Source organism: Microbacterium algeriense, assembly GCF_008868005.1.
GTDB lineage: Bacteria > Actinomycetota > Actinomycetes > Actinomycetales > Microbacteriaceae > Microbacterium > Microbacterium algeriense.
Genome location: NZ_WAAO01000003.1, coordinates 574,881 through 597,783, shown reverse-complemented (window position 1 = coordinate 597,783; position 22,903 = coordinate 574,881). Strand labels below are relative to the sequence as shown.

At 69.9% G+C, this 22,903-nt stretch carries 23 protein-coding genes; 14 read left to right on the top strand and 9 right to left on the bottom strand.

The window, feature by feature from the left end:
* Window positions 1-26 precede the first annotated feature (26 nt).
* Complete coding sequence (gene soxR / locus F6A08_RS16535) at window positions 27-470, bottom strand: redox-sensitive transcriptional activator SoxR (protein WP_017204240.1); 444 nt, start codon at window positions 468-470, stop codon at window positions 27-29.
* Between the two features lie 80 nt (window positions 471-550).
* Here soxR and fdxA point away from each other — a divergent pair, with 80 nt between their 5' ends.
* The 5 genes from fdxA (at window position 551) to nhaA (ending at window position 4,846) form a co-directional block, all read left to right on the top strand.
* A complete protein-coding gene (fdxA, locus tag F6A08_RS16530) occupies window positions 551-877 on the top strand; it encodes a ferredoxin (RefSeq protein WP_017204241.1) in 327 nt (108 codons plus the stop codon).
* On the top strand, window positions 874-2,220 hold the full coding sequence (locus tag F6A08_RS16525; protein WP_151460057.1) for an FAD-dependent oxidoreductase: 1,347 nt from the start codon (window positions 874-876) through the stop codon (window positions 2,218-2,220). Before fdxA ends, F6A08_RS16525 begins: the two co-directional genes overlap by 4 nt.
* Window positions 2,217-2,756, top strand: coding sequence for a flavin reductase family protein (locus F6A08_RS16520; RefSeq protein WP_017204244.1), 540 nt, complete (start codon window positions 2,217-2,219; stop codon window positions 2,754-2,756). Before F6A08_RS16525 ends, F6A08_RS16520 begins: the two co-directional genes overlap by 4 nt.
* 27 nt (window positions 2,757-2,783) lie before the next feature.
* Entirely contained in the window at window positions 2,784-3,413 is a 630-nt protein-coding gene (locus tag F6A08_RS16515) for a superoxide dismutase (protein ID WP_124894702.1), read from the top strand.
* A 116-nt stretch (window positions 3,414-3,529) separates the two neighbouring features.
* A complete protein-coding gene (nhaA, locus tag F6A08_RS16510; RefSeq protein ID WP_151460056.1) occupies window positions 3,530-4,846 on the top strand; it encodes a Na+/H+ antiporter NhaA in 1,317 nt (438 codons plus the stop codon).
* 13 nt (window positions 4,847-4,859) lie between these two features.
* Here the strand turns inward: nhaA and F6A08_RS16505 are convergent, their stop codons facing one another.
* On the bottom strand, window positions 4,860-5,135 hold the full coding sequence (locus tag F6A08_RS16505; protein WP_151460055.1) for a metal-sensitive transcriptional regulator: 276 nt from the start codon (window positions 5,133-5,135) through the stop codon (window positions 4,860-4,862).
* Window positions 5,136-5,392: 257 nt separating this feature from the next.
* Here F6A08_RS16505 and F6A08_RS16500 point away from each other — a divergent pair, with 257 nt between their 5' ends.
* On the top strand, window positions 5,393-7,036 hold the full coding sequence (locus tag F6A08_RS16500) for an FAD-dependent oxidoreductase (protein ID WP_151460054.1): 1,644 nt from the start codon (window positions 5,393-5,395) through the stop codon (window positions 7,034-7,036).
* Between the two features lie 12 nt (window positions 7,037-7,048).
* Here the strand turns inward: F6A08_RS16500 and F6A08_RS16495 are convergent, their stop codons facing one another.
* The 3 genes from F6A08_RS16495 to F6A08_RS16485 all read right to left on the bottom strand — a co-directional run bounded on the left by F6A08_RS16495 (window position 7,049) and on the right by F6A08_RS16485 (window position 10,863).
* The gene (locus F6A08_RS16495; RefSeq protein ID WP_017204249.1) at window positions 7,049-8,056 is read right to left on the bottom strand and encodes a LacI family DNA-binding transcriptional regulator; all 1,008 of its coding nucleotides are present in this window, start codon (window positions 8,054-8,056) and stop codon (window positions 7,049-7,051) included.
* A gap of 92 nt (window positions 8,057-8,148) precedes the next feature.
* Window positions 8,149-9,810 (bottom strand): glycoside hydrolase family 13 protein, encoded by a 1,662-nt coding sequence (locus F6A08_RS16490; protein WP_124894706.1) that lies wholly within the window; start codon window positions 9,808-9,810, stop codon window positions 8,149-8,151.
* Window positions 9,811-9,966: 156 nt separating this feature from the next.
* Window positions 9,967-10,863, bottom strand: a complete 897-nt coding sequence (locus F6A08_RS16485; protein WP_017204251.1) for an SDR family oxidoreductase — start codon at window positions 10,861-10,863, stop codon at window positions 9,967-9,969.
* 239 nt (window positions 10,864-11,102) lie between these two features.
* On the opposite strand from F6A08_RS16485, the gene F6A08_RS16480 reads away from it, so the two are divergent.
* Both F6A08_RS16480 and F6A08_RS16475 read left to right on the top strand, forming a co-directional pair.
* The gene (locus F6A08_RS16480) at window positions 11,103-12,371 is read left to right on the top strand and encodes a glycoside hydrolase family protein (RefSeq protein WP_151460053.1); all 1,269 of its coding nucleotides are present in this window, start codon (window positions 11,103-11,105) and stop codon (window positions 12,369-12,371) included.
* A gap of 10 nt (window positions 12,372-12,381) precedes the next feature.
* Entirely contained in the window at window positions 12,382-13,005 is a 624-nt protein-coding gene (locus F6A08_RS16475; RefSeq protein ID WP_151460052.1) for a ribonuclease FAU-1 family protein, read from the top strand.
* A 35-nt stretch (window positions 13,006-13,040) separates the two neighbouring features.
* On the opposite strand, the gene purQ is transcribed toward F6A08_RS16475, so the two are convergent.
* The 3 genes from purQ to F6A08_RS16460 all read right to left on the bottom strand — a co-directional run bounded on the left by purQ (window position 13,041) and on the right by F6A08_RS16460 (window position 14,750).
* On the bottom strand, window positions 13,041-13,748 hold the full coding sequence (gene purQ, locus F6A08_RS16470) for a phosphoribosylformylglycinamidine synthase subunit PurQ (RefSeq protein WP_124894708.1): 708 nt from the start codon (window positions 13,746-13,748) through the stop codon (window positions 13,041-13,043).
* Entirely contained in the window at window positions 13,745-13,993 is a 249-nt protein-coding gene (gene purS / locus F6A08_RS16465; protein ID WP_017204254.1) for a phosphoribosylformylglycinamidine synthase subunit PurS, read from the bottom strand. The genes purQ and purS overlap by 4 nt, the downstream gene beginning before the upstream one ends.
* Before the next feature lie 223 nt (window positions 13,994-14,216).
* Complete coding sequence (locus F6A08_RS16460) at window positions 14,217-14,750, bottom strand: adenine phosphoribosyltransferase (protein WP_017204256.1); 534 nt, start codon at window positions 14,748-14,750, stop codon at window positions 14,217-14,219.
* A gap of 233 nt (window positions 14,751-14,983) precedes the next feature.
* Here F6A08_RS16460 and F6A08_RS16455 point away from each other — a divergent pair, with 233 nt between their 5' ends.
* The 6 genes from F6A08_RS16455 (at window position 14,984) to F6A08_RS16430 (ending at window position 21,971) form a co-directional block, all read left to right on the top strand.
* Window positions 14,984-16,294 (top strand): ABC transporter substrate-binding protein, encoded by a 1,311-nt coding sequence (locus F6A08_RS16455; RefSeq protein ID WP_124894710.1) that lies wholly within the window; start codon window positions 14,984-14,986, stop codon window positions 16,292-16,294.
* A 106-nt stretch (window positions 16,295-16,400) separates the two neighbouring features.
* A complete protein-coding gene (locus tag F6A08_RS16450) occupies window positions 16,401-17,492 on the top strand; it encodes a carbohydrate ABC transporter permease (protein WP_017204258.1) in 1,092 nt (363 codons plus the stop codon).
* Complete coding sequence (locus F6A08_RS16445) at window positions 17,489-18,379, top strand: carbohydrate ABC transporter permease (RefSeq protein WP_017204259.1); 891 nt, start codon at window positions 17,489-17,491, stop codon at window positions 18,377-18,379. Before F6A08_RS16450 ends, F6A08_RS16445 begins: the two co-directional genes overlap by 4 nt.
* A 5-nt stretch (window positions 18,380-18,384) precedes the next feature.
* Window positions 18,385-19,815: a GH1 family beta-glucosidase gene (locus tag F6A08_RS16440; protein WP_192576802.1), complete on the top strand. Its 1,431-nt coding sequence runs from the start codon at window positions 18,385-18,387 to the stop codon at window positions 19,813-19,815.
* Between the two features lie 121 nt (window positions 19,816-19,936).
* Window positions 19,937-20,932, top strand: a complete 996-nt coding sequence (locus F6A08_RS16435; RefSeq protein ID WP_124896789.1) for a LacI family DNA-binding transcriptional regulator — start codon at window positions 19,937-19,939, stop codon at window positions 20,930-20,932.
* 352 nt (window positions 20,933-21,284) lie between these two features.
* The gene (locus F6A08_RS16430) at window positions 21,285-21,971 is read left to right on the top strand and encodes a TetR/AcrR family transcriptional regulator (RefSeq protein WP_225855873.1); all 687 of its coding nucleotides are present in this window, start codon (window positions 21,285-21,287) and stop codon (window positions 21,969-21,971) included.
* A 73-nt stretch (window positions 21,972-22,044) separates the two neighbouring features.
* Here F6A08_RS16430 and F6A08_RS16425 read toward each other — a convergent pair whose 3' ends face one another.
* Window positions 22,045-22,863 (bottom strand): matrixin family metalloprotease, encoded by an 819-nt coding sequence (locus tag F6A08_RS16425; protein ID WP_151460050.1) that lies wholly within the window; start codon window positions 22,861-22,863, stop codon window positions 22,045-22,047.
* Window positions 22,864-22,903: the final 40 nt, after the last annotated feature.

The following is a 22,903-nucleotide window of genomic DNA, read 5'->3' as shown; positions in this document are numbered from 1 at the left end:
CTGTTATATCGCGACCGGAACGGGGGTCAGAGACGCTGGGGGCCGGCACCCTGGGTGCCGAGGGCGTCGTCGGGGTTGAGCAGGCCGCAGGCCTTCATCGACAGGCAGCCGCAGCCGATGCAGCCGGTGAGCTCGCGCTCTAGGCGCTCGATGCCCTCGCGGCGCTTCTCCAGCTCGCGCTTCCACCTCCGCGAGGCCCGCTGCCAGTCCTCATGACTCGGAGTCTCGGTCAGAGGCACGTCGGCGAAGGCCGTCTGCACGTCGGAGAGCGGGATGCCGAGGCGCTTGGCGACCGTGATGAGCGAGACGCGACGCAGCATGTGCCGGGCATAGCGGCGCTGGTTGCCGGGCGTGCGGGTCGACGCGATGAGGCCGAGGGACTCGTAGAAGTGCAGGGCGGATGCCGCGACGCCGGTGCGCCTCGTCATCTCGCCGATCGACAGCGGTTCGTCGGGTGCGTGCGGACTCATCCGGTCGACCTTCCTCGATTTGACCTCAAGTATACTTGAGGTTTTACGGTGGAAACCGTGACCCGAACGAAGACCGACCGATGACCTACGTGATCGCCCTGCCGTGCGTCGATGTGAAGGACAAGGCCTGCATCGACGAGTGCCCCGTCGACTGCATCTACGAGGGCGAGCGCTCGCTGTACATCCACCCCGACGAGTGCGTGGACTGCGGCGCCTGCGAACCCGTCTGCCCCGTGGAGGCGATCTTCTACGAGGATGACCTGCCCGACGAGTGGCAGGACTACTACAAGGCGAACGTGGAGTTCTTCGACGAGATCGGCTCGCCCGGCGGTGCCGCGAAGACCGGGATGCTCCCCTTCGACCACCCGCTCATCTCGGTGCTTCCCCCGCAGGAGGCGCACGCATGAGCCCGCGCATCGCGGTCGTCGGAGCCGGCCCCGCTGGCATCTACGCCGCCGACATCCTCCTGACGCAACTTCCGGACGCGAAGATCGACCTGATCGAGAAGCTGCCGGCGCCCTACGGACTCGTCCGCTACGGCGTCGCCCCCGACCATCCCCGGATCCGCAAGATCATCGACGCCCTGCACGAGGTCGTCGGGCACCCTTCGATCCGGCTGCGCTGCAACGTCGAGGTCGGGGCCGACATCACCGTCGATGAGCTGCGCGCCGCCTACGACGGAGTGGTCATCGCCACCGGAGCGGACCGCGACGTGCCGTTCGAGGTGCCGGGAGCGGAGCTGCCCGGCTCCTTCGGTGCTGCGGACTTCGTGGCCTGGTACGACGGCCACCCCGATGTGCCACGGGACTGGGGTCTGGATGCGGAGTCCGTCGCCGTGCTCGGCGCGGGCAACGTCGCCCTCGATGTGACCCGCATCCTCGCCAAGCACGCGGCGGCTCTCGAATCCACCGACACCCCGGATCCGATCCTCGATCAGCTCGCCGCGAGTCGCGTGCGCGACGTGCATCTGTTCGCCCGCCGCGGTCCCGCCGACGTGCGGTTCTCGGCGCTCGAACTGCGCGAGCTGGGCGAGCAGCATGACGTGGAGGTGATCGTCGACCCCGCGGAGCTCGCCCTCGACGCCCACGCCGAGCGGATGCTGGAGCAGTTCTCCCAGCGGCGCATCATCGTGCGGACCCTGACCGAATGGGCGCAGCGTCCGCAGTCGGGCGCATCGCAACGCATCCACCTGCACTTCCGCCACCGGCCGGTGCGCGTGCGCGGCACGGACCGCGTCGAGAGCGTGGAGTTCGAGCGCACGGCGTCCGATCCCCTCGGCCGCATGGTCGGCACGGGCGAGTTCGTGAGCTACGACGTGGGGGCGGTCTACCGCGCGATCGGGTACCTCTCGTCGCCGGTGCCCGGCGTGCCCTTCGACGCCGAACGCGGCATCGTCCCGAACGCCGAAGGGCGCGTGCTCGACGGCGACGGGGCGCCGATCCCGCGCCTGTACGCGACCGGCTGGATCAAGCGCGGTCCGATCGGGCTCATCGGCTCGACGAAGTCGGATGCCGCGCAGACCGTCGCGCACCTCGTCGAGGACCTGGCTGCGGCCGAGGCCGGATCGGTCGAGTCGGCCGATCCGCTCGCGCACCTCGGCGCCGCCGTCGACCGGGAAGGCTGGCTGCGCATCGACGAGGCGGAGCGCCGTGCCGGTGCAGCCCGCGGCAGGGAGCGGACCAAGATCGTCGACCGCCGCACCATGCTCGGCCACGCGCACCTCGAATCCGTGAAGGAGACCGTCCGATGACCACCGATGTCCCCCAGCCCACCCCGCATCCCGCGGCGCCCGTCCCCACCCCGGTGGGTGAGGGCCTCAAGGCCGCGTTCCGGACGCACCCCGCCGGCGTCGCCATCATCACGGCGCAGACTCCCGACGGACCGGTCGGCCTCACCGCCTCGAGCGTGTCGTCGGTCGCGGTGGATCCCGCCGCGATCGTGTTCTCCGTCACCCGGGCCACCGGCAGTGCGGGCGCGATCCTCGGGGCCGACACCTTCCTCGTCCACCTGATCGACGACGAGCACTCCGCTCTCGCGCAGAGCTTCGCGATCAGCGGATCCGAGCGCTTCACGCCGGAGCAGGGCTGGACCACGCTGCCCACGGGAGAGCCGCATCTCGCGGAGGCCCGCGCGGCGCTGCGGTGCCGATCGATCCAGAACGTCCCCGTCGGCTCGTCCACGGTCGTGATCGCCGAGGTCCTGGAGGTGCTGCCGGGGCGCGCCGCTCGCCCGCTGGTGTACCTCGACCGCCGGTTCCACGCCCTCTCGCACGACACCGCCCTCTGAATCCGCATCACCGAAAGGAAACACGACATGTCCGCTCTCTACACGCTCCCCGAGCTTCCGTACGACTACTCCGCGCTCGAGCCGCACATCTCCGGCAAGATCATGGAGCTGCACCACTCCAAGCACCATCAGGCGTATGTGACGGGCGCGAACACCGCCCTCGAGCAGCTCGCAGCCGCCCGCAGCGCCGGCGACCTCGCGAACGTGAACAAGCTCGAGAAGGACCTGGCCTTCAACCTCGGCGGACACATCAACCACTCCGTGTTCTGGCAGAACCTGTCGCCCGAGGGCGGCGGTGCTCCCGAGGGCGAGCTCGAGGCCGCGCTGGTCGACGCTTTCGGGTCGATCGACGCCTTCCGCGCGCACTTCACCGCGACCGCGCTCGGCGTGCAGGGCTCGGGCTGGGCCGTGCTCGCCTGGGACGGCGTTGGTGCGCGTCCCGTGATCTTCCAGCTGTTCGACCAGCAGGGGAACGCGCCCCTCGGCGTCACCCCGCTGCTGCAGCTCGACGTGTGGGAGCACGCCTACTACCTGGACTACCTCAACGTGCGCGCCGACTACGTCAAGGCGTTCTGGAACCTCGTCAACTGGCCCGACGTGCAGCGTCGCTTCGAGGCCGCACGCACGGCGACGCAGGGTCTGATCGTCGCCTCCTGATCCTGCCGGGGTGCACCGCGTCCGCTCAGGCACGCACCGGCGTGACCGTCTAGGGTGGAGGAAGGAGCGTCGGGAAGCCTGGTCGACACCATGTTCGTCGACACCTCGGAGCTCCCATGACAGACACCCGTCGTTCCTTCCCCGCCCGCGGCAGCTACCGCGAGGTCCGCCGTATCGGCACGCTCCTGCGCAAGGAGAGCGTCGGCGGCATCCTCCTCGTCGTGATGGCCGCGATCGCCCTGGTGTGGGCGAATTCGCCGCTCGCGGAGAGCTACTTCGCGCTCCGCGACTTCGAGGTCGGCTACGAGCCGTGGCATCTGCGCCTCAGTCTCGGCGCCTGGGCCGCCGATGGCCTGCTGGCGATCTTCTTCTTCCTCGTCGGCCTCGAGCTCAAGCGCGAGTTCGTGGTCGGCGACCTGCGCGACCGGCGAACCGCGATCGTGCCGGTGGCCGCGGCGGTCGGCGGCGTCGTCGTGCCGGCGGCCATCTTCGTGCTGGTCATCGGGCCGGACCCCGAGCTGCTGCGCGGCTGGGCGGTGCCGACGGCGACGGACATCGCGTTCGCCGTCGCCGTGCTCGCGATCATCGGCTCGCACCTGCCCGCGCGACTGCGCCTGTTCCTGCTGACGTTGGCGGTGGTGGACGACCTCATCGCGATCGGCATCATCGCGATCTTCTACACCGACGACCTGAACCCGATGCCGCTCCCCGCCGCGATCCTGGGTCTCGCCCTCTACGCGGCGCTGGCCCAGATGCGGCAGGGGTTCTTCGCGCGCAACCGCTTCGCGGCCTGGCTGATCCTGCTTCCGATCGGCGTGGTCGTGTGGGCGTTCGTGCACGCATCCGGCATCCATGCGACGATCGCGGGCGTCGCGCTCGGCTTCATGATCCCGGTCCGCTCCGGGGAGACGGATGCCGACGGGGTCGAGCGGACCGGTCTCGCCGAGGAGTTCGAGCACCGATTCCGGCCGCTGTCCGCCGGTTTCGCGGTGCCCGTGTTCGCGTTCTTCGCGGCCGGCGTCGCGGTGGTCGGCGACGGCTTCGTGGAGACGGTGTCGCATCCGGTGGCGATCGCGATCGTGTGCGGTCTGGTGCTCGGCAAGCCCGTCGGCATCGTGCTCGCCACCTGGATCGCGACGAAGGCGACGCGCAGTCGATTGGGTGGGGGGCTGCGGTGGATCGATCTGGTGGGCGTCGGCATGCTCGCCGGCATCGGATTCACGGTCTCGCTGCTCGTGGCGGAGCTCAGCTTCCCCGGCGGGCTCGAGCATGATGCGGCGAAGGTCGCCATCCTCCTCGCCTCGGTCCTCGCCGCGGTCGGCGCCTCGGTCCTGCTGGGCGCGCGGAACCGCCGGTACCGGGCGATCGCGGCGCAGGAGTCCGTGGATGCTGACGGCGACGGCGTCCCCGATGTGTACCAGCGCGAGGAGTAGCCGCGGGCGCGGATCAGGCGAGCGAGAGGAAGAGCTTCTCGAGTTCCGGGAGCGACACCTCGTCGGCGCCCGGCTCGCCTTCGGCCTCGACGAGGCAGTCCTTCATCGCGGACGCGATGATCTGGAAACCGGCCCTGTCGAGGGCCGAGCTGACGGCGGCGAGCTGGGTGACGACGGCTCGGCAGTCGCTCCCGTTCTCGACGGCGGCGATCACGGCGCCGAGCTGTCCCTGGGCGCGCTTGAGCCGGTTGGCGATCTTGCGCTGCGTCTCGGCGTCGGTGGATGACATGGCACTCCCTGAGGGTCGGCTGTGCGGACCATCATACCCCCTGGGGTATAGTCTCGTTATACCCAGGGGGGTATAACGACGAGAAGGAGCGGATCCATGTGCCGAGCAGTCCGATGCAAGACCTGTGGCAAGACGACCTGGGCGGGGTGCGGTCAGCACGTCGCCGACGTGCGCCATACGGTCCCGGCGGCCCAGTGGTGCGCCGGGCATCCGAAGGAGCAGAACCAGGGAGGCTTCCTCTCCCGGCTGTTCCAGCGATGACCGCGGCTCCGCTCACCGTGGTGGTCGTCGGCGGTGTCGCCGGCGGCATGTCCGCCGCGACACGGCTGCGTCGTCTCGACGAGTCCGCGCACATCGTCGTGTTCGAGCGCGGCCCCGAGGTCTCGTACGCGAACTGCGGCCTCCCGTACTACGTGGGTGGCGTCATCGAGGACCGTCAGGCCCTGCTGCTGCAGACGCCCGCCTCACTGCACCGGCGCTTCCGGCTCGACGTGCGCGTGCGACACGAGGTCGAGCGCATCGACACGACGGCCAAGGTGGTCGAGGTCGTCGACCACGGGAGCGGTCGTCGGATCACGCAGCCGTACGACCGGCTGATCCTGGCCACGGGCGCACGCCCCCGCCGGGACGAGCCGGACGCGGTCACGCCCACCCGCAGTCTGCGCACGGTCGAGGACGCCGACGTGATCGAGGCCGCGCTCACCCGTCCGGGGCTTCCCGTCGTGGTCGTCGGAGGCGGATACACCGGACTGGAAGCGGTCGAGAACCTCGTGGCCCGCGGCGCGTCCGTCACGCTCGTGCAGCGCGGGGAGCAGCTGCTCGCCCCGCTCGACGTGGAGATGGCCGCCCCCATCCTCGCGGAGGTGCGCGCACACGGCGTCGACGTGCGCCTCGGCGTCCGCGTGCAGGAGGTCGCTGCGACCGGCGTCACCCTGAGCGATGGATCGGTCGTGCCGGCCGAGTTCATCGTCGACGCGTCCGGAGTCATCCCGGAGGTCGGGCTGGCGTCGGCGGCCGGGATCCGCATCGGTGCGACCGGCGGAATCGCCGTCGACGCATCGTGCCGGACCAGCGCGCCCGACGTGTTCGCGGTGGGCGACGGCGTCGAGAAGCAGGATCTGATCGGAGGAGGCGAAGCGCTGATCACCATGGCCGGTCTGGCGAACCGCCACGGACGCCTGGTCGCCGACGTGATCGCCGGGCGGCAGGAGGCCGCCCGGCCCGCCGTCGGGACGGGCATCGTGCAGGTCTTCGGCGTGGCGGCGGCGAAGGCGGGGTGGAGCGAGAAGCAGCTCCGCGCCGCGGGGCGTGACTTCTACGCGGTGCACGCGCACCCTGCGTCGCACGCCGGCTACTATCCCGGGGCCGAGACGCTGTCGATGAAGCTACTCGCCGACCCGGCGTCCGACCGCATCCTGGGCGTGCAGATCGTCGGACGCGACGGTGTGGACAAGCGCGTCGACGTCGTGGCGACCGCGATGCAGGCGGGACTGCCCGCTGCAGAGCTCGCGCACCTCGAACTGGCTTACGCCCCGCAGTTCGGCTCGGCCAAGGACGCCGTGAACATCCTCGGCTCCGTGGCGGAGAACACCCGCACCGGCACCACGCCCTCGCTGCAGTGGCACGAGCTCGACGACGCCGTCGCCGCCGGGGCGACGCTGATCGACGTCCGCTCGCCCGCGGAGTTCGCGGCCGGGGCGATCCCCGGTGCACGCAGCATTCCGCTGGATGAGCTGCGGGAGCGGATCGACGAGCTTCCCGCCGGGCCGCTCGTGGTGCACTGCCAGGTCGGGCTGCGCGGACACGTCGCCACGCGACTGCTCCTCCAGCACGGCCGAGAGGTGCGCAACCTCGACGGCGGCTACCGTACCTGGTGCGATGCGACCGGGGCGTCCCGCTGAGAGGACCCCCGGTCAGACGAGCCGCGCCGTGGTGCCGCGCACGTTCAGCTCGAACGGCAGCGCCGACGGGATGTGCACGGCGTCCGGGGTGGTGAGCTTCGCCAGCACGGCGTCGGCGGCCCGCTCGCCCTGGCCGAGGGGGAACTGGTCGACGGTCGTGAGGCGGAAGAACTCGCCGAGCTCATGGCCGTCGATGCCGACGATCGACAGCTCCTCCGGCACGCTGAAGCCGAGATCGCGGGCCGCCAGCAGAGCGCCGATGGCCATCTCGTCCGACGCGGCGAACACGGCGGTCGGGCGGGGGCCCGGTCGCCCGAGCAGCTGCTTCGCCGCGCGGTAGCCGCCTTCGACCGTGAAGTCCGCGGGCTCGAGGAAGGCGTGGTTCAGGGGGAGCCCCGCCTTCGCGAGCGCTTTCTCGAACCCGAGCCGCCGGTTGGTGGGGATGTGGAAGTCGATGTCGAACTCGGGGTTCGCGCCGATGTGCGCGATGTCGGTGTGCCCGAGTCCGATCAGGTGCTCGGTCGCGAGCTGGGCGACGGCGACGTCGTCGACCGTGAGGGTGTCGAGCTTGGGGTTGGGGCCGCCGATCGCGATCACGGGGAGCCCGAGCTCCAGCAGATGCTGCGTCTCCTCGTCGTCGAGCTCGATAGACACGGCGATGACCGCATCCACGCGCTGCCGCCGCAGGAACGTGTCGAACACGTGGCGACGCACGTCCTTGTCGGCGGTGATGTTGTAGAGCGTGATGTCGTAGCCGGCGCGCATCAGAGCGGACGAGACCCCCGACAGCACGGTGCTGAAGAACCAGCGGTCGAGGAAGGGAACGACCACTCCCACGTTGCGGGTGCGGCCGGACGCGAGACTCGACGCCCGCGACGACACCACGTAGCCGAGCGACTGCGCCGCGGCCTGCACCCGTTCCTTGGCGGACTCGGACACGTGGCCTCGTCCGCTCAGCGCGCGCGAGACGGTGGCGGTGGAGACCCCGGCGAGCCGGGCGACCTCATCGATGCTCGCCATGGGTTCCTTCGTTCTGGTCCGCTCCCGTCGCCTTCGTGTCGCCTGCGGAGGCTGAGAGCGACAGAAAGTGCGACGGGAGCGGGTGGGATGTATCAGGCGGTGGTGTACCAGACAGCCGTGTCGACGGGGAGGGCTGCACCGTCGAAGGGCTGGCTCTGCAGGATCACGAGGGCGTCCGCGGGCAGCTCGACCGGCGCGGTGCCGAGGTTCGCGATCACGTGGACGTCGCCGCGGCGGAACGCCACCGTGTCGGGACCGGCATCCTCCCAGACCAGCGAGCCCGCGCCGAAGCCGTACTCGCGGCGACCGGCGAGGAGCCGCTTGTACAGGGCGAGCGTGGACGCGGGGTCGACCTCCTCGACGTCCCGCGCGTAGCCCGCCCAGTCCGCCGGCTGGGGCAGCCACGACAGCCCGGTGTCGTTGAACCCGAAGGCCGGAGCCTCGGCCTCCCACGGCAGCGGCACGCGGCAGCCGTCGCGTCCGTAGCGCTTGCCGTTCGTGCGGAACCAGGTCGGATCCTGACGGAACTCGTCCGGGATCTCCATGGCCTCCGGCAGTCCGAGCTCCTCGCCCTGGTAGAGGTAGGCCGAACCGGGAAGCGCGAGCATCAGCGTGGTGGCTGCACGGGCGCGGGCCAGTCCGATCACGGTGTCCGGCTTGTCCGGGGTGTTCGGGCCGATGCCCTCGCCCTGCGGGTTCTCGGAGGTGAGGGCGAGGCGGGTCGCGTGGCGCACCACGTCGTGGTTCGACAGCACCCACGTGCTCGGGGCTCCGACGGCGCCGAACTCGTCCAGCGACTCGCGGATCACGTCGCCGAGGGCCTTCGCGTCCCACTCCGTCATGAGGTAGGGGAAGTTGAACGTCTGGTGCATCTCGTCCGGACGCACCCACAGCGCGGTCTGCTTGAGGGTGGGCATCCAGGCCTCGCCGCAGAGGGCGCGGTCGCCGTCGTACTCGGCCAGCACCCGGTGCCAGTCGCGGTAGATCTCGTGCACGCCGTCCTGGCCCCAGTACGGCACGTTCGACTCGCCGCCGCCCATCGAGTCGGCGTCGGTCGGCGGGGTGTAGTCGGGCAGGCCCTCGGTCTTGATCATGCCGTGGGCGACGTCGACCCGGAAGCCGTCGACACCGCGGTCGAGCCAGAAGCGCAGGATGGAGCGGAACTCCTCCTGCACCTCCTCGTTGTTCCAGTCGAAGTCGGGCTGGGTGGCGTCGAAGATGTGCAGGTACCACTGGCCGGGCGTGCCGTCGGCCTCGGTCACGCGCTGCCACATGCCGCCGCCGAACACGGACTCCCAGTTGTTCGGAGGCAGTTCGCCGTTCTCGCCGCGGCCGTCGCGGAAGATGTAGCGCGCGCGCTCCGGGCTCCCCGGTGCAGCCTTGAGGGCCTCCTGGAACCAGGGGTGCTGGTCGGACGAGTGGTTCGGGACGAGGTCGACGATCACGCGGATGTCGCGGGCGTGGGCCTCGGCGAGCATGAGGTCGAAGTCGGCGAGCGTGCCGAACAGCGGGTCGACGTCGCGGTAGTCGGCCACGTCGTAGCCGGCGTCGCGCTGCGGGCTCGTCATGAACGGGCTGAGCCAGATCGCGTCGACGCCCAGCTCCTGCAGGGAGTCCAGGCGGCTCGTGATCCCCGGGAGGTCGCCGATGCCGTCGCCCGACGCGTCCGCGAAGGAGCGGGGGTAGATCTGGTAGATGACGGCGCTGCGCCACCACTCGGAACCGGGGGCTGCGATCTGCTCAAGCTGTGCCATGCGAATCAGGCTACTGCAAACGCTTACATTCCTGCCAGAGCGCGTATCGAATCGGTTCGGTCGCCGTCACGGCCGACGCGGGCGTCACGGTCCTCGTGATGGCGGTGCTGATCGGCGTCTGGCCGCCCGCGCTCGCGGCCTGACGCCGATCAGGACTCACGGGGTCGGCATGCCGCCGTTCACGTTCAGCGTCTCGCCGGCGACGTAGCTCGACTCCGCGGAGGCGAGGAAGACGTAGGCGGGGGCGAGTTCGGCCGGCTGACCCATGCGACCGAGCGGCGTGTCCTTGCCGAACTCGGCGATCTTCTCCTGCGGCTGACCGTCACTGGGCTGCAGAGGCGTCCAGATCGGCCCCGGCGCGACCGCGTTCACGCGGATGCCCTTCGGGGCGAGTTGCTGCGCGAGGCCTTTCGTGAAGGCGTTGATGGTCGCCTTCGTCGAGGCGTAGTCGACGAGGATGTCCGAGGGGGAGTACGCCTGGATCGACGTCGTGTTGATGATGGTCGACCCGGGGGACAGGTGCGGCAGTGCGGCCTTGGTGACCCAGAACATGGCGTAGACGTTGGTCTTGAACGTGTCGTCGAACTGCTCGTCGGTGATGTCGGTGAGCGACTCCTGGAAGACCTGCTTGCCGCCGTTGTTCACGACGATGTCGAGGCCTCCGAGAGCGCCGACCGTCTCGGCGACGAGAGTGCGGCAGTACTCGGGGTCGCGCAGATCCCCGGGGATCGCGGCGACCGTCACGCCGGCGTCGCGGAGGATGTCGGCGATGCGGCTCGCATCCTGCTCCTCCTCGGGGAGGTAGGAGATCGCGACGTCGGCGCCCTCGCGCGCGAAGGCGATCGCTGTGGCCGCGCCGATGCCGGAGTCGCCGCCGGTGATGAGCGCCTTGCGCCCGGTCAGGCGTCCGGTGCCGCGGTAGGTTTCCTCGCCGAGGTCGGCCTGCGGGGTCAGGTCGGCATCGAGGCCCGGCTCCGGCATGTGCTGCTTCTGCGGCTCGATGTCGGCATACAGCGCGGTCGGGTCGGTGAAGGTGTACTGGTCACGGGACATGGGGAGTCCTTTCCGGGAGGTCGGGGACGGGATGACCATCGTGCGCGCCGCCCGACGCCGAGACAAACGCCTTGCACGCTCCGCAGCGCTTTGCTACGCGCGGGCGCGCATCGACATCCCGCGGCGAAGTCTGGCCGAAAGACACTTCACCGGCCGCCCCCTGTGATGACAGGCTTCCCACATCCCCCCGTGTCGCTCGCGGCATGTCCCCCCGGGGGTCTTCCGTCCGAGAGGTCCCGATGTCCGGTTCTGTCCGCCGTTGCGCACCCTGGGCCGCCGTCGCCGCACTCGTGGTCGGCGCCGTGCTCGTCGGCGCGGCTCCGGCCGTGTCGGATGCGTTCGCGGCGCGGGACGAGACTCCGGCGGACCCGGTGACCGACCCTGCCGCCTCGGTCGCGCTGGCGTACGAGTTCCTGGACGCGCGTGTCGACGAGTTCTGCGACGGCGAAGGACACTGCCTGCCGCGCAGCTACCAGGGCGGTTTCTTCACCACCCCGACCTGGGACTTCACGCCGTCCTTCGTCTACGACGACGCCCTCGTCGTGATCGCGTACACGGCCCGTGGGCTGCCGGACGATCTCCGTCGGGCTCGCGCGATCGGCGACACCCTGTTGTTCGTGCAGGAGAACGACCCGATCGGAGACGGCCGCACCCGGGCGTCGTACGAGCCCCACGGCATCCGGCAGGGGCGGGTGGAGATCACCGGACCCGGCACCTTCACCGGCAACCAGGCCTGGGTGGGCATGGCGCTGGCGCGGCTCGCGCATGTCACCGGAGACGAGCGCTACCTCGACGGCGCGCTCCGCGTCGGCCGGTGGATCCAGGACAACACCGCCGACATGGCCCGTGCGCCTTACGGATACACCGGCGGCCAGCTCGAGGACGGCACCTCTCTGACGTGGAAGTCCACCGAGCACAACAGCGATATCGCCGGTTTCTTCACCCAGCTCGGCCAGCTCACCGGCGACCCTGTGTGGACCGATCGGGCGGCTGTCGCTGCAGAGTTCGTCGCGGCGATGCAGCACGCGGACGGACATGTGAACACCGGCACCGGCCTCGACGGCTCCACGATCAACACGCGTCCCATCCCGCTGGATGCCCAGACGTGGAGTTCGCTCGCCACGGGTGACCCGCGCTACGGAACGGCCCTGGATTGGACGCTCGCCCATCTGATGGCGACCGACGGCCCGTACACGGGCCCATCGATCAGCGAGGTCGACGTGTCGAAGGCGTGGTTCGAAGGCGGTGGACACCTCGCGCTCGCGCTGGGGCTGCGCGACGCACCGGGCGACGCCGCGGCGGTGGACACCCTGCTGAGCAGCATCCGCCTGGCGCAGCGGGATGCCCCGAACGGTGACGGCAAGGGCATCGTCGCGACCTCGAACGACGGGCTCGACTCCGGTTTCGGCGACCTCTACTACGCGAGCCTGCACACCGGCGCGACGGCCTGGTACCTGCTCGCCGCGACGGGCGACAACCCCTTCCGCCTCCCGGTCGGCCGAGCCTAGGCGGCGACGCGTGAGGTTCGGGCTGCCGGGGGATGAGATCCTGCTGCGCTATCGGTATCCGGATGGTCGCCCCCAGGCGGGCCTGCCGCTGCGCGTCGTTGAGGACGGCCCCGAGCGCACAGTGGCGTGGCTGTCTCCGGGGACCGAGATCTCCTATTGGGCGCTCTCCGACGGTCGAGATCCGCGCACGATCCCGCTGGCCGAGAGATTCCGATCGCCGATGACGACCGCGCGCCGTATCTGGCAGGGGTCAGGCGTTCTTCGGGTGATGCCCACGGGCGCCGAATACCAGGTGCTGCACTTCTGGGACGAGGGACGGTTCGCCGGCTGGTACGTCAACCTCGAACGACCGCGAAGACGTCGGGGATCCTGCTTCGACAGTCTCGATCGACATCTGGATCTCGTCATCGCACCGGATGGCACGTCGGCGTGGAAGGATGTCGACGAAGCGGAGACGGCCGTCTCCGCGGGGCGGCTTCCGGAGGGCGACCTGGTCGCCGCCCGGCGGACTGGCGATGCGATCGTCCAGGACCTCGACGCATGGCTCGCCGTCGTGGGCGACTGGCGTGGATGGCAACCACCTGAGGGCTACGAGGCGCCTCTGGAACTGCCGGACGACTGGGGCTCGCGCTAGGCTCTGTGCCCCTTCCGCCTCCCGGTCGGCCGAGCCTAGGCCGCGACGCGGGCGACGGCGGCGATCGCGCTCGTGAAGAAGTCGAGGCCGTCGACACCGCTGCGCATGGCGGCGGCGGTGTCCGGGCCGAAGCCGGGCTCCGTGGCGTGCTCGGGGTGCGGCATCAGCCCCACCACGTTGCCCGCCTCGTTCGTCAGCCCCGCGATGTCGCGCAGGGAGCCGTTCGGGTTCACGCCGGCGTAGCGGAAGGCCACGAGACCCTCGCCCTCGACGCGGTCGAGCGTCTGCTCGTCGGCGATGTATCCGCCGTCGGCGTTCTTCAGCGGGATCACGATCTCCTGGCCGGTGCGGAAGGCGTTGGTCCAGGCGGTGTCGGCGTTCTCGACCGTGAGCTTCTGGTCGCGGCGGACGAAGTGCTGGTGGTTGTTGCGGATCAGCCCGCCGGGAAGAAGATGCGCCTCGACCAGCATCTGGAAGCCGTTGCAGATGCCGAGCACGGGCATTCCCTTGGCTGCGGCGTCCTTCACCTCGGCCATGATCGGGGAGAGCGCGGCGATGGCGCCGGCGCGCAGGTAGTCGCCGTAGCTGAAGCCGCCGGGGAGGACGAGCGCATCGACGCCCTCGAGGTCGTGCGAGCCGTGCCACAGGGCGACGGGCTCTGCCCCGGCGATGCGGACGGCGCGCTGTGCGTCGCGGTCGTCGAGCGAACCGGGGAAGGTGATGACCCCGATGCGCGTGGTCACTCCGCGACCTCGATGCCGACGACGTCTTCGATCACGGAGTTCGAGAGCACCTCGTCGGCGATGCGACGAGCCTCGGCGAGGACCTCGTCGGTCACCTCGCCCTCGACGGTGAGCTCGAAGCGCTTGCCGATGCGGACGTCCGTGAATCCCTCGACGCCGAGGCGGGCGAAGGCGCCGGAAACGGCCTTGCCCTGCGGGTCGAGCAGTTCGGGCTTGGGCATGACGTCGACGACGATGGTGGGCATGACGGCTCCAAGAGTCGCGGGCGGAGGGGCGCACCCAGTCTACTGCCCCGCCCGTCCCCGTCTCTCCGGCGTCCCCGTTCGGTTCGCCGAGTGTACGGCTTGGTGCCGAGTGCACCGCCTCCTCCCGCGCAGAAGCCGTGCACTCGGCGAGAACCCGTGCACTCGGCGTCAGGGAGGGGGGAGGGGGGAGGGAGGGGACGGAGAGGGGGAGGGGGGAGGGAGGTTAGGCGGAGTGGAAGACGGTGTGGAGGTCGCCGACGGCCTCGCGGCCGCCGAGGCCGTCGATCTCGAAGAGGACGGAGATGCCGATGACGTGGCTGCCGAGACGCTCCACGAGCTGGCGGCCTGCGGCCAGGGTGCCTCCGGTCGCGAGGACGTCGTCGATGAGCAGCACGCGGGATCCGACCGGCAGGTCGTCGTGCATCTCGATCGTGGCGGTGCCGTACTCGAGGGCGTAGTCGACGGATGCTGCAGGCCGGGGCAGCTTGCCTGCCTTGCGGATCGGGATCAGCCCGACTCCGGCGGCGATGGCTGCGGCGCTGGCGAGGATGAAGCCGCGCGCCTCGATGCCCGCGATCACGTCGAACTGCCCGGCGAAGGGCTCGATGATCGCCTCCGTCGTCACCCGGAGGGCCTCGGCGTCGGCGAGGAGCGGCGTGATGTCGCGGAAGATGATCCCCGGCTGCGGGTAGTCCGGGACGTTGCGGATCAGGGCTTCGGCACGGACGAGGGCAGGAGACAGGGTGGCTTCGGGCACCGGACAAGGGTACGCCGGTCGGCAAGGGCTTGACGATTCGCCGACGCGGTGACGATCCGCGGACGATGTCCCGGCCGCTGCTCGGCGGATCGTCGCGGCATCGGTGATCCGTCGCCCGCAGGGCTGGCTTGACACTGTGGGAGCGCTCCCATAGAGTGACTGCTCAACGCGTGGGAGCGCTCCCACGACGTCCCGACGCATCACACCGCACGACCACCACAAAGGAGTGAACTGTGAACACACGTGCCCGCCACCGGATCCTCGCGATCGCCGCCGTGGCATCCGCATCCGCCCTCGCCCTCGCCGGCTGCTCCGGCAACAACGGCGACAGCGGCGACGCGAACGGCGACGAAGAGGTCACGCTGACCGTCACCACCTTCGGCACCTTCGGCTACGACGACCTGTACAAGGAGTACGAGAAGGCGCACCCGAACGTGAAGATCGAGGCGACCAACATCGACACGGGTGGCAACGCCCGCACCGACGCCTTCACCAAGATCGCCGCCGGCTCCGGCCTCAGCGACATCGTCGCGATCGAGGAGGGCTGGCTCGGCGCGATCATGGACGTGTCCGACACCTTCGTCGACCTGCGCGACTACGGCATCGAGGACCGCAAGGACGACTGGGTCGACTGGAAGTACGGCCAGGCCACCGATGCGGAAGGCCGGGTCATCGGCTACGGCACCGACATCGGACCGAGCGGCATCTGCTACAACGGCGCCGCGTTCGAGGCCGCCGGCCTTCCGAGCGACCGCGAGTCCGTCGCCGAGCTGCTCAACGGCGACTGGGAGAACTACTTCAAGGTCGGCGCCGACTACACGGCCAAGACCGGCAAGGCCTGGTACGACCACTCCGGCTTCGTCTGGAACGCCATGGTCAACCAGCTCGACGAGGGCTACTACACCGCCGACGGCGAGCTGAACGTCGAGGGCAACGACGAGCTCCAGGAGCGCTTCGAGCTGCTGGGCGCCGCGACCGAGGGCGGCCAGTCCGCCGCGCAGACCGCCTGGGACTGGAACGGCGGCAAGTCGTTCGTCGACGGCACGTTCGCGACCTTCGTGTGCCCCGGCTGGATGCTCGGCGTCGTGCAGGGCCAGGTCGAGGCCGGCGGCGGCGACGCGTCGACCGGATGGGACTTCGCGGACGTGTTCCCCGGCGGCGCGGCCAACTGGGGTGGCGCGTTCCTGTCGATCCCGGAGACCTCGGCCCACAAGGAGGCCGCGGCGGAGCTCGCCGACTGGCTGACGCAGCCCGAGCAGCAGGTGAAGCAGTCCGCTGCGGCCGGCAACTTCCCGTCGACCATCAAGGCGCAGGAGTCCCTCGCCGAGGAGGCCACGCCCAACGAGTTCTTCAACGATGCGCCGACCGGTGCGATCCTCGCCGAGCGGGCCAAGGGCGTCGTCGCGCAGTTCAAGGGCGCTGATGACTCGGTGATCCAGGAGAACGTGTTCGGGCCGGCTCTCAGCAGCCTCGACCGCGGCGAGACCGATACGCAGGGTGCCTGGGACCAGGCCATCGGCCTGCTGAACGACCTCGTCGGCTGACCTGAGTCGCTGACTCCCCTCCCGTCGCAGTTTCTGTCGCCTCCGCGCACGGATGGCGACAGAAACTGCGACGGGAACCCTCGGACCCCGGGATAAGGAGACCCCCATGACTCTCACCGCCCCGCGCGCGGAGCAGCAGCGAGCGGCATCCGCGACGTCGGATGTGCCGCCGAAGCGCTCCTGGCGCCACCGCCTCTCGCGGTTCGATCAGAACGCCTCGCCGTACTTCTACATCTCGCCGTTCTTCCTGCTGTTCGGGCTGGTCGGGCTGTTCCCGCTGCTCTACACGGTGTGGGTGGCCGTGCACGAGTGGGACCTGCTCAAGGGCGAGGGCGACTTCGTGGGGTTCGGCAACTTCGTCGAGATCCTGGGCGATGCGATGTTCTGGAACTCCATCGGCAACACCCTGAGCATCTTCCTGCTCTCCGCGATCCCCCAGCTGGCCGTGGCCCTCGTGATCGCCTACCTCCTCGACCGCGGCCTCCGCGCGCCGACGTTCTGGCGCATGAGCGTGCTGATCCCGTTCGTGGTCACCCCGGTCGCCGTCGCCATCATCTTCTCGAGCATCTTCAACGAGGCGGACGGCCTCGCCAACAACCTGCTCAACCTCATCGGCATCGCCGACCAGGAGTGGAAGCACAACACTGCGCTGTCGCACATCGCGATCGCCGTCATGGTGAACTTCCGCTGGACGGGCTACAACGCCCTCATCCTGCTCGCCGCGATGCAGGCCGTGCCGCGCGACCTCTACGAGTCCGCCGCCCTCGACGGAGCCGGCGCCGCCCGTCGGTTCTTCTCCATCACGATCCCCACGATCCGTCCGACGCTGATCTTCGTGATCATCACCGCGACCATCGGCGGGCTGCAGATCTTCGCCGAGCCGCGACTGTTCGACGTGTCGACCGCGGGCGGCATCGGCGGCAGCGACCGGCAGTTCCAGACCACGGTCCTGTTCCTGTGGGAGCTCGCGTTCTTCCGGCGCAACCTCGGCGAGGCCTCCGCGGTCGCGATCCTGCTGTTCCTGCTGATCGTCGGCATCGGCGTCATCAACTTCCTCATCTCGCGACGCATCTCCACCGGGGACGCGCCCAAGAGGAACCGCGCTGCGCGCCGCCGCGCACGCACCGTCGACACCGCAGCCGCCTCGGCCGCCGCCGGGACGACGCTCGCCACCACGACCGAGGAGAATGCGCGATGACCGCCACGCAGGCGCTGAGCGTCCCTGAGAAGATCCGTCGCCGTCGCGGAGCCGCGGGTGGCACCGCCGGCATCGGCAGCCGTCCCGGGTTCCTCACCTACGGGCTCCTCGCCGCGTTCATCATCGGCAGCGTGTATCCGCTGTGGTGGTCGGTCGTGGTCGCGAGCGGCACGAACGCCACCCGCGGGGAGACGCTGCCCCTGATCCCCGGCGGGAACTTCCTCGCCAACGCGGCGCAGGTGTTCGACGCGATCCCGTTCTGGCTGGCCCTCGGCAACTCGTTCCTGATCTCGGGCATCATCACGATCTCGGTCGTGACCTTCTCGACGCTCGCCGGCTACGCCTTCGCGAAGCTGCGGTTCAAGGGCCGCGACGGGCTGATGATCTTCGTGATCGCCACGATGGCGATCCCGACGCAGCTGGGCATCATCCCGTTGTTCATGCTGATGCGCGAGCTCGGCTGGACCGGCTCCATCGGCGCCGTCATCGTGCCCACGCTCGTCACCGCGTTCGGCGTCTTCTTCATGCGGCAGTACCTGGTCGACGTGATCCCGGACGAGCTGATCGAGGCCGCGCGCATGGACGGGGCGAACCAGTTCCGCACCTTCCTGACCGTGGGGCTCCCCGCGGCGCGACCGGCCATGGCGATCCTCGGCCTGTTCACGTTCATGACGGCGTGGACGGACTACCTGTGGCCGCTGATCGTGCTCTCCCCGCAGAACCCGACCCTGCAGACGGCGCTCAGTCAGCTGCAGTCGGGCTACTACATCGACTACTCGATCGTGCTCGCCGGTGCGGTGCTCGCGACCCTTCCGCTGCTCGTGCTCTTCGTGGTCGCGGGTCGGCAGCTGGTCAGTGGCATCATGGCGGGCGCGGTGAAAGGATGACCCCTATGACCCGCCCCTTCCCCGAGAACTTCCTCTTCGGCGCCGCGACGGCCGCCTACCAGATCGAGGGGGCGGCGTTCGAGGACGGCCGCACCGCGTCGATCTGGGATGCGTTCGCCCGGGTGCCCGGCGCCGTGATCGGCGGGGACGACGGCGATGTCGCGTGCGACCACTATCACCGGTATCCGCAGGACGTCGCGCTCATGAAGGAGCTCGGGCTGCAGACGTACCGCTTCTCGACCTCGTGGTCGCGGGTGCGTCCCGACGGGGGAGCGGTCAACGCGGCCGGCGTCGACTTCTACCAGCGCCTGGTCGACGAGCTCCTCGCCGCCGACATCCTCCCCTGGCTGACGCTGTACCACTGGGACATGCCGCAGGCGCTGCAGGAGCGCGGTGGATGGACGGACCGCGACACGGTCGACCGCTTCCTCGAGTACGCGGGCACCATGCACGATGCGCTCGGCGACCGGGTGAACGTGTGGACCACGCTGAACGAGCCGTGGTGCTCGTCGTTCCTCTCCTACACAGGAGGGGAGCACGCCCCTGGCCACACCAGCATCGCGGAGGGGCTGCTCGCCTCGCATCACCTGCTGCTCGCCCATGGCGCGACCGTGCAGGAGCTGCGCGGACGTGACGCCTCCCTCAACCTCGGCATCACGCTGAACCACACGGTCGCCGATCCCGCCGATCCGCAGAACCCGGCAGACATCGACGCCGCCCGGCGCGTGGACGGGCAGTTCAACCGCTGGTTCCTCGACCCGATCTACCGCGGCAGCTACCCGGCCGACATCATGGAGGACATCCGCGCGGTGGACGCCGACGCCGTCGCGCAGTTCGAGGCGGCCGTCCGCGACGGCGACCTCGAACTGATCTCGCAGCACATCGACACCCAGGGCGTGAACTACTACCACGGCGACCTCGTGTCCGGTACGGCTCCGGCAGACGCCCCCGTCTCGGGCGGACCCGCGACCGCCCGCCCTGTGCGGAGTCCGTACCCGTCGAACGAGGGCATCCACGCCGTCGAGCGAGGACTGCCGCGCACCGCGCAGAACTGGGAGGTGCAGCCCGAGGGGCTCACCCGCCTGCTGCAGCGCGTCTGGACGGAGTACGCCGAACCGGCAGGCACCGTCCTCTCCATGACGGAGAACGGCGCGGCCTACGACGACGTCGTGGTGGTCGAGGACGGCGAGAAGCGGGTGCACGACGCCGACCGCACGGAGTTCCTGCGACTGCACCTCGGCGCGGTGCTGGACGCCGTCGACGCGGGCGTGGACGTGCGCGGCTACTTCTACTGGTCGCTGTTCGACAACTTCGAGTGGGCCTGGGGATACGACAAGCGGTTCGGCATCGTGCGCGTGGACTACGACACCCAGGAGCGGACGGTCAAGGACTCCGGCAGCGAGTACTCGCGGATCATCGCGGCGCGCGCGCTCTGATCCGCGGTTCCGGTCGGACGGAGGGCTCCGTCGACCGGACACGACGACGACTCCGCGATTCGATCGCGACCCGAGCCGCGCCGACCGGTGAGAATGGGGCGATGGAAGAGTGCGTACGTTGATGTCGCCCCGAGCGACCATCGAAGAGGTGGCATCGGCCGCGGGAGTCTCGCGGTCGACGGTGTCGCGCGTCGTGAACGGCTCGACCGCGGTGAGCCCGGAGGCCCTTGCCGCGGTGCGCGCCGCGATCGACGAGCTGAACTACGTCCCCAACCGGGCGGCGCGCTCGCTGGCGTCGCGGCAGACGCATGCGATCGCCCTCATCGTCCCGGAGGACACCACGCGCTTCTTCGGCGATCCGTTCTTCGCGGCGATCGTCGCGGGCATCACGGGCGCGCTGGGGGGATCGGACTACCTTCTCAACCTGCTCATCGCGAGCGACGATCCCGGCGACAAGATGACCAGCTTCGTGCGCAACGGCGGTGTGGACGGGGCGCTGATCGTGTCGCATCACACCAGCGACGCGTTCATCGACCGGATCGCCGATGCGGTGCCGGTCGTGTACGGCGGTCGACCTGTGCGGCGGCACGAAGGCGACTACGTCGTCGACGTCGACAATGTGACCGGCGCCCGCAACGCCACCCGTCGGCTGATCGAGATCGGTCGCACGCGCATCGCGACGATCTCCGGGCCGCTCACGATGGTGGCCTCGGAGGATCGCGTGCAGGGGTTCCGGGACGCCCTGGCCGAGGCCGGTCTCACTCCGTACGCGGAGGAGGAGGGCGACTACAGCGAGGCCAGCGGCGCCGAGGCCGCGCGACGTCTGCTCGACGGCGGACGTCCGGATGCGATCTTCATCGCGAGCGACCTGATGGCACGGGGAGCCATGACGGCCCTGCGCGCCGCCGGCGTCCGCGTGCCCGAAGACATCGCGGTGGTCGGCTTCGACGACTCCTCGGTCGCCCTCACGACGGACCCGCCCCTGACCACCATGCGCCAGCCGATGTATGCGCAGGGCGAGGCCATGGCGCAGGTGCTGCTGTCCCGCCTCGCCGGTGAGGATCCGCCCATGACCACGATCCTGCCGACCGAGCTCGTGGTCCGCGCGTCCGCCTGACCCTCGCGCTGGGACCGCCCGTCCGGCCCCCTGACCCTCTCGCTGGGACCGCCCGTCCGGCCCCCTGGCCCTGGGGTGAACACGGGCGCGCCCCTGGCGCCCCCTCCGGGCCAGGGACGCACCCGTGCGTCTGTGCTGCACAACTTCGGAGTTCCGCACCGACGCGCCGGGCGCCCGGGCGGATGCTGCGGCGTGTCGCCTCCAGTCTCCGAAGTTGTGCGGGGTTGGGCGCGTCAGCCGAGATCGGGAGCCGCGCAGAAGGTCATAGGTTGAACAGGCGTTCAGTAACTAATCTATAGGGCAGGGGGCGATCGGGGAAAACGAGCGGTGGAGTCGGGAGAGGTGGATGCCCATGGCGCGCTCCGACGAGCACAACCGCCTGGCCCGGGAACGCGCGAGGGAGCGGATCCTCCAGGCGGCGATCGAGGTCTTCGCCGAACGAGGCGTCGCCGGCGCCAGCATCGCGGGGATCACCGAGAGAGCCGGCGTCGCCCAGGGGCTGGTGAACTACCACTTCGGCGGCAAGGAACAGCTGGTCGCGGCCGTCATCGATCGGTGGTTCGAGACCGTGCTCGGGTTCGCCCGGGTCGAGGGGACTCCCGACGAGATGCTGGCTGCCGTGATCGACGGGGCGCTCACGGCCACGGCGTATGCCATCCCGCTGCAGCGGGCGGTCCTCGCGATGCAGCAGCAGCCGGCGACGCATCGGCTGTTCGCCGAGTCCGAGGCGCGGCACGAAGCGGGAGCGACCGCGGCCGAGGATGCGGTGCGGGATCTGTTCCGCGCGCGCGGCGCCGCGGACCCCGCGCTGGAGGAGATCATGCTCCGGAGCACCATCGAGGGAGTGTTCGTGAAGTCGGCCGTCTTCGGCGACACCTATCCCCTCGAGGACGCACGGCGCTGGCTCCATCGCCGCTACGGGCTGCCGGAACCCCGCGCGGCCATCGCCCCGCCGGCTCCGCTCCGCGACGGCGAGCCGCGTCCCCGCGCCACGGCGGCGCTGCGCTCCGAGGGTCCGGTCGCCGGTTCGCCCGCCTGACTCCGTCCGCACAGCCGGACCCGGTCGACAGCGACCGGGTCCGGCTGATCGGAGGAAGCTCCGGCGGAGGATGTCAGTTCCCGTACAGGGCGACCACTCCCGCGACGTCGACCCCCGTCATCGACAGGTCGTCGGAGGAGCCGTTGCACTGCGGGTAGTGCATGATCGACGACGAGTCGTACGGCGTCAGCGGACGCCAGTTGTTGTCCTCGAAGCAGGTGCCCGCCTCCGGGCGGGTGTGCTCGTGCCGGAAGCCGAGGACGTGACCGAGCTCGTGGCCGAGAACGTTCGTCGGCGTCCACGAGGAGCCGGGCGTCCAGATGGAGTCGTCGATGAGGACGTTCTGCTGGCGCTCCGGCGAGCTCGGGAAGAACGCCCGCGCGATGTACTGCGTGGTCTGCACCGGCTCGACCGAGAAGAGGACCGAACGGTTGCGGGTCGTGCAGTTGCCGTCCGCGCTGCCGACGTAGACGAAGTCGATCTTCGACGACGCGGACTCCCAGAGCGCGGCGCCGCTCTCCATCGCGTTGACGACGTCGGCGTGACGGGCTCCGAAGGCGGTGCTGACGCAGTAGGTGAGGTTGCTCACCTGGGCATCCGACCAGCGATCGTCGACGTTGTTGACGGTGTTGACGATCAGGCCGTCGTTCAGGGTCACGGGGCCGAGGAGCTGTTCGTAGAAGTCGCGCAGCTGGCCCTTGTTCGCGATGATCTCGTCTCCGTTGACGACGTAGGCGCCGTCGACATCTCGGAACGTCGACGCCTCGAACTCCTGATAGGTGGGGATGTCGTCGGCGTCGGGCGCGGTGTTCGCGGCAGCGGGGATGACCGTGCCGAGGCAGAGCGCAGCAGCCGCGGTAGCGGCGAACGCCAGTCTTCTCGTGAATCGCAAAGCGGTAGTCCTTTTCGATCGGAACGATCCGCACGCCCCC

Bases quoted from the DNA above. Each gene is read 5' to 3' on its own strand.
- soxR (WP_017204240.1), bottom strand. From the start codon at position 470: ATGAGTCCGCACGCACCCGACGAACCGCTGTCGATCGGCGAGATGACG.
- fdxA (WP_017204241.1), top strand. From the start codon at position 551: ATGACCTACGTGATCGCCCTGCCGTGCGTCGATGTGAAGGACAAGGCC.
- F6A08_RS16525 (WP_151460057.1), top strand. From the start codon at position 874: ATGAGCCCGCGCATCGCGGTCGTCGGAGCCGGCCCCGCTGGCATCTAC.
- F6A08_RS16520 (WP_017204244.1), top strand. From the start codon at position 2,217: ATGACCACCGATGTCCCCCAGCCCACCCCGCATCCCGCGGCGCCCGTC.
- F6A08_RS16515 (WP_124894702.1), top strand. From the start codon at position 2,784: ATGTCCGCTCTCTACACGCTCCCCGAGCTTCCGTACGACTACTCCGCG.
- nhaA (WP_151460056.1), top strand. From the start codon at position 3,530: ATGACAGACACCCGTCGTTCCTTCCCCGCCCGCGGCAGCTACCGCGAG.
- F6A08_RS16505 (WP_151460055.1), bottom strand. From the start codon at position 5,135: ATGTCATCCACCGACGCCGAGACGCAGCGCAAGATCGCCAACCGGCTC.
- F6A08_RS16500 (WP_151460054.1), top strand. From the start codon at position 5,393: ATGACCGCGGCTCCGCTCACCGTGGTGGTCGTCGGCGGTGTCGCCGGC.
- F6A08_RS16495 (WP_017204249.1), bottom strand. From the start codon at position 8,056: ATGGCGAGCATCGATGAGGTCGCCCGGCTCGCCGGGGTCTCCACCGCC.
- F6A08_RS16490 (WP_124894706.1), bottom strand. From the start codon at position 9,810: ATGGCACAGCTTGAGCAGATCGCAGCCCCCGGTTCCGAGTGGTGGCGC.
- F6A08_RS16485 (WP_017204251.1), bottom strand. From the start codon at position 10,863: ATGTCCCGTGACCAGTACACCTTCACCGACCCGACCGCGCTGTATGCC.
- F6A08_RS16480 (WP_151460053.1), top strand. From the start codon at position 11,103: ATGTCCGGTTCTGTCCGCCGTTGCGCACCCTGGGCCGCCGTCGCCGCA.
- purS (WP_017204254.1), bottom strand. From the start codon at position 13,993: ATGCCCACCATCGTCGTCGACGTCATGCCCAAGCCCGAACTGCTCGAC.
- F6A08_RS16450 (WP_017204258.1), top strand. From the start codon at position 16,401: ATGACTCTCACCGCCCCGCGCGCGGAGCAGCAGCGAGCGGCATCCGCG.
- F6A08_RS16445 (WP_017204259.1), top strand. From the start codon at position 17,489: ATGACCGCCACGCAGGCGCTGAGCGTCCCTGAGAAGATCCGTCGCCGT.
- F6A08_RS16440 (WP_192576802.1), top strand. From the start codon at position 18,385: ATGACCCGCCCCTTCCCCGAGAACTTCCTCTTCGGCGCCGCGACGGCC.
- F6A08_RS16435 (WP_124896789.1), top strand. From the start codon at position 19,937: ATGTCGCCCCGAGCGACCATCGAAGAGGTGGCATCGGCCGCGGGAGTC.
- F6A08_RS16430 (WP_225855873.1), top strand. From the start codon at position 21,285: ATGGCGCGCTCCGACGAGCACAACCGCCTGGCCCGGGAACGCGCGAGG.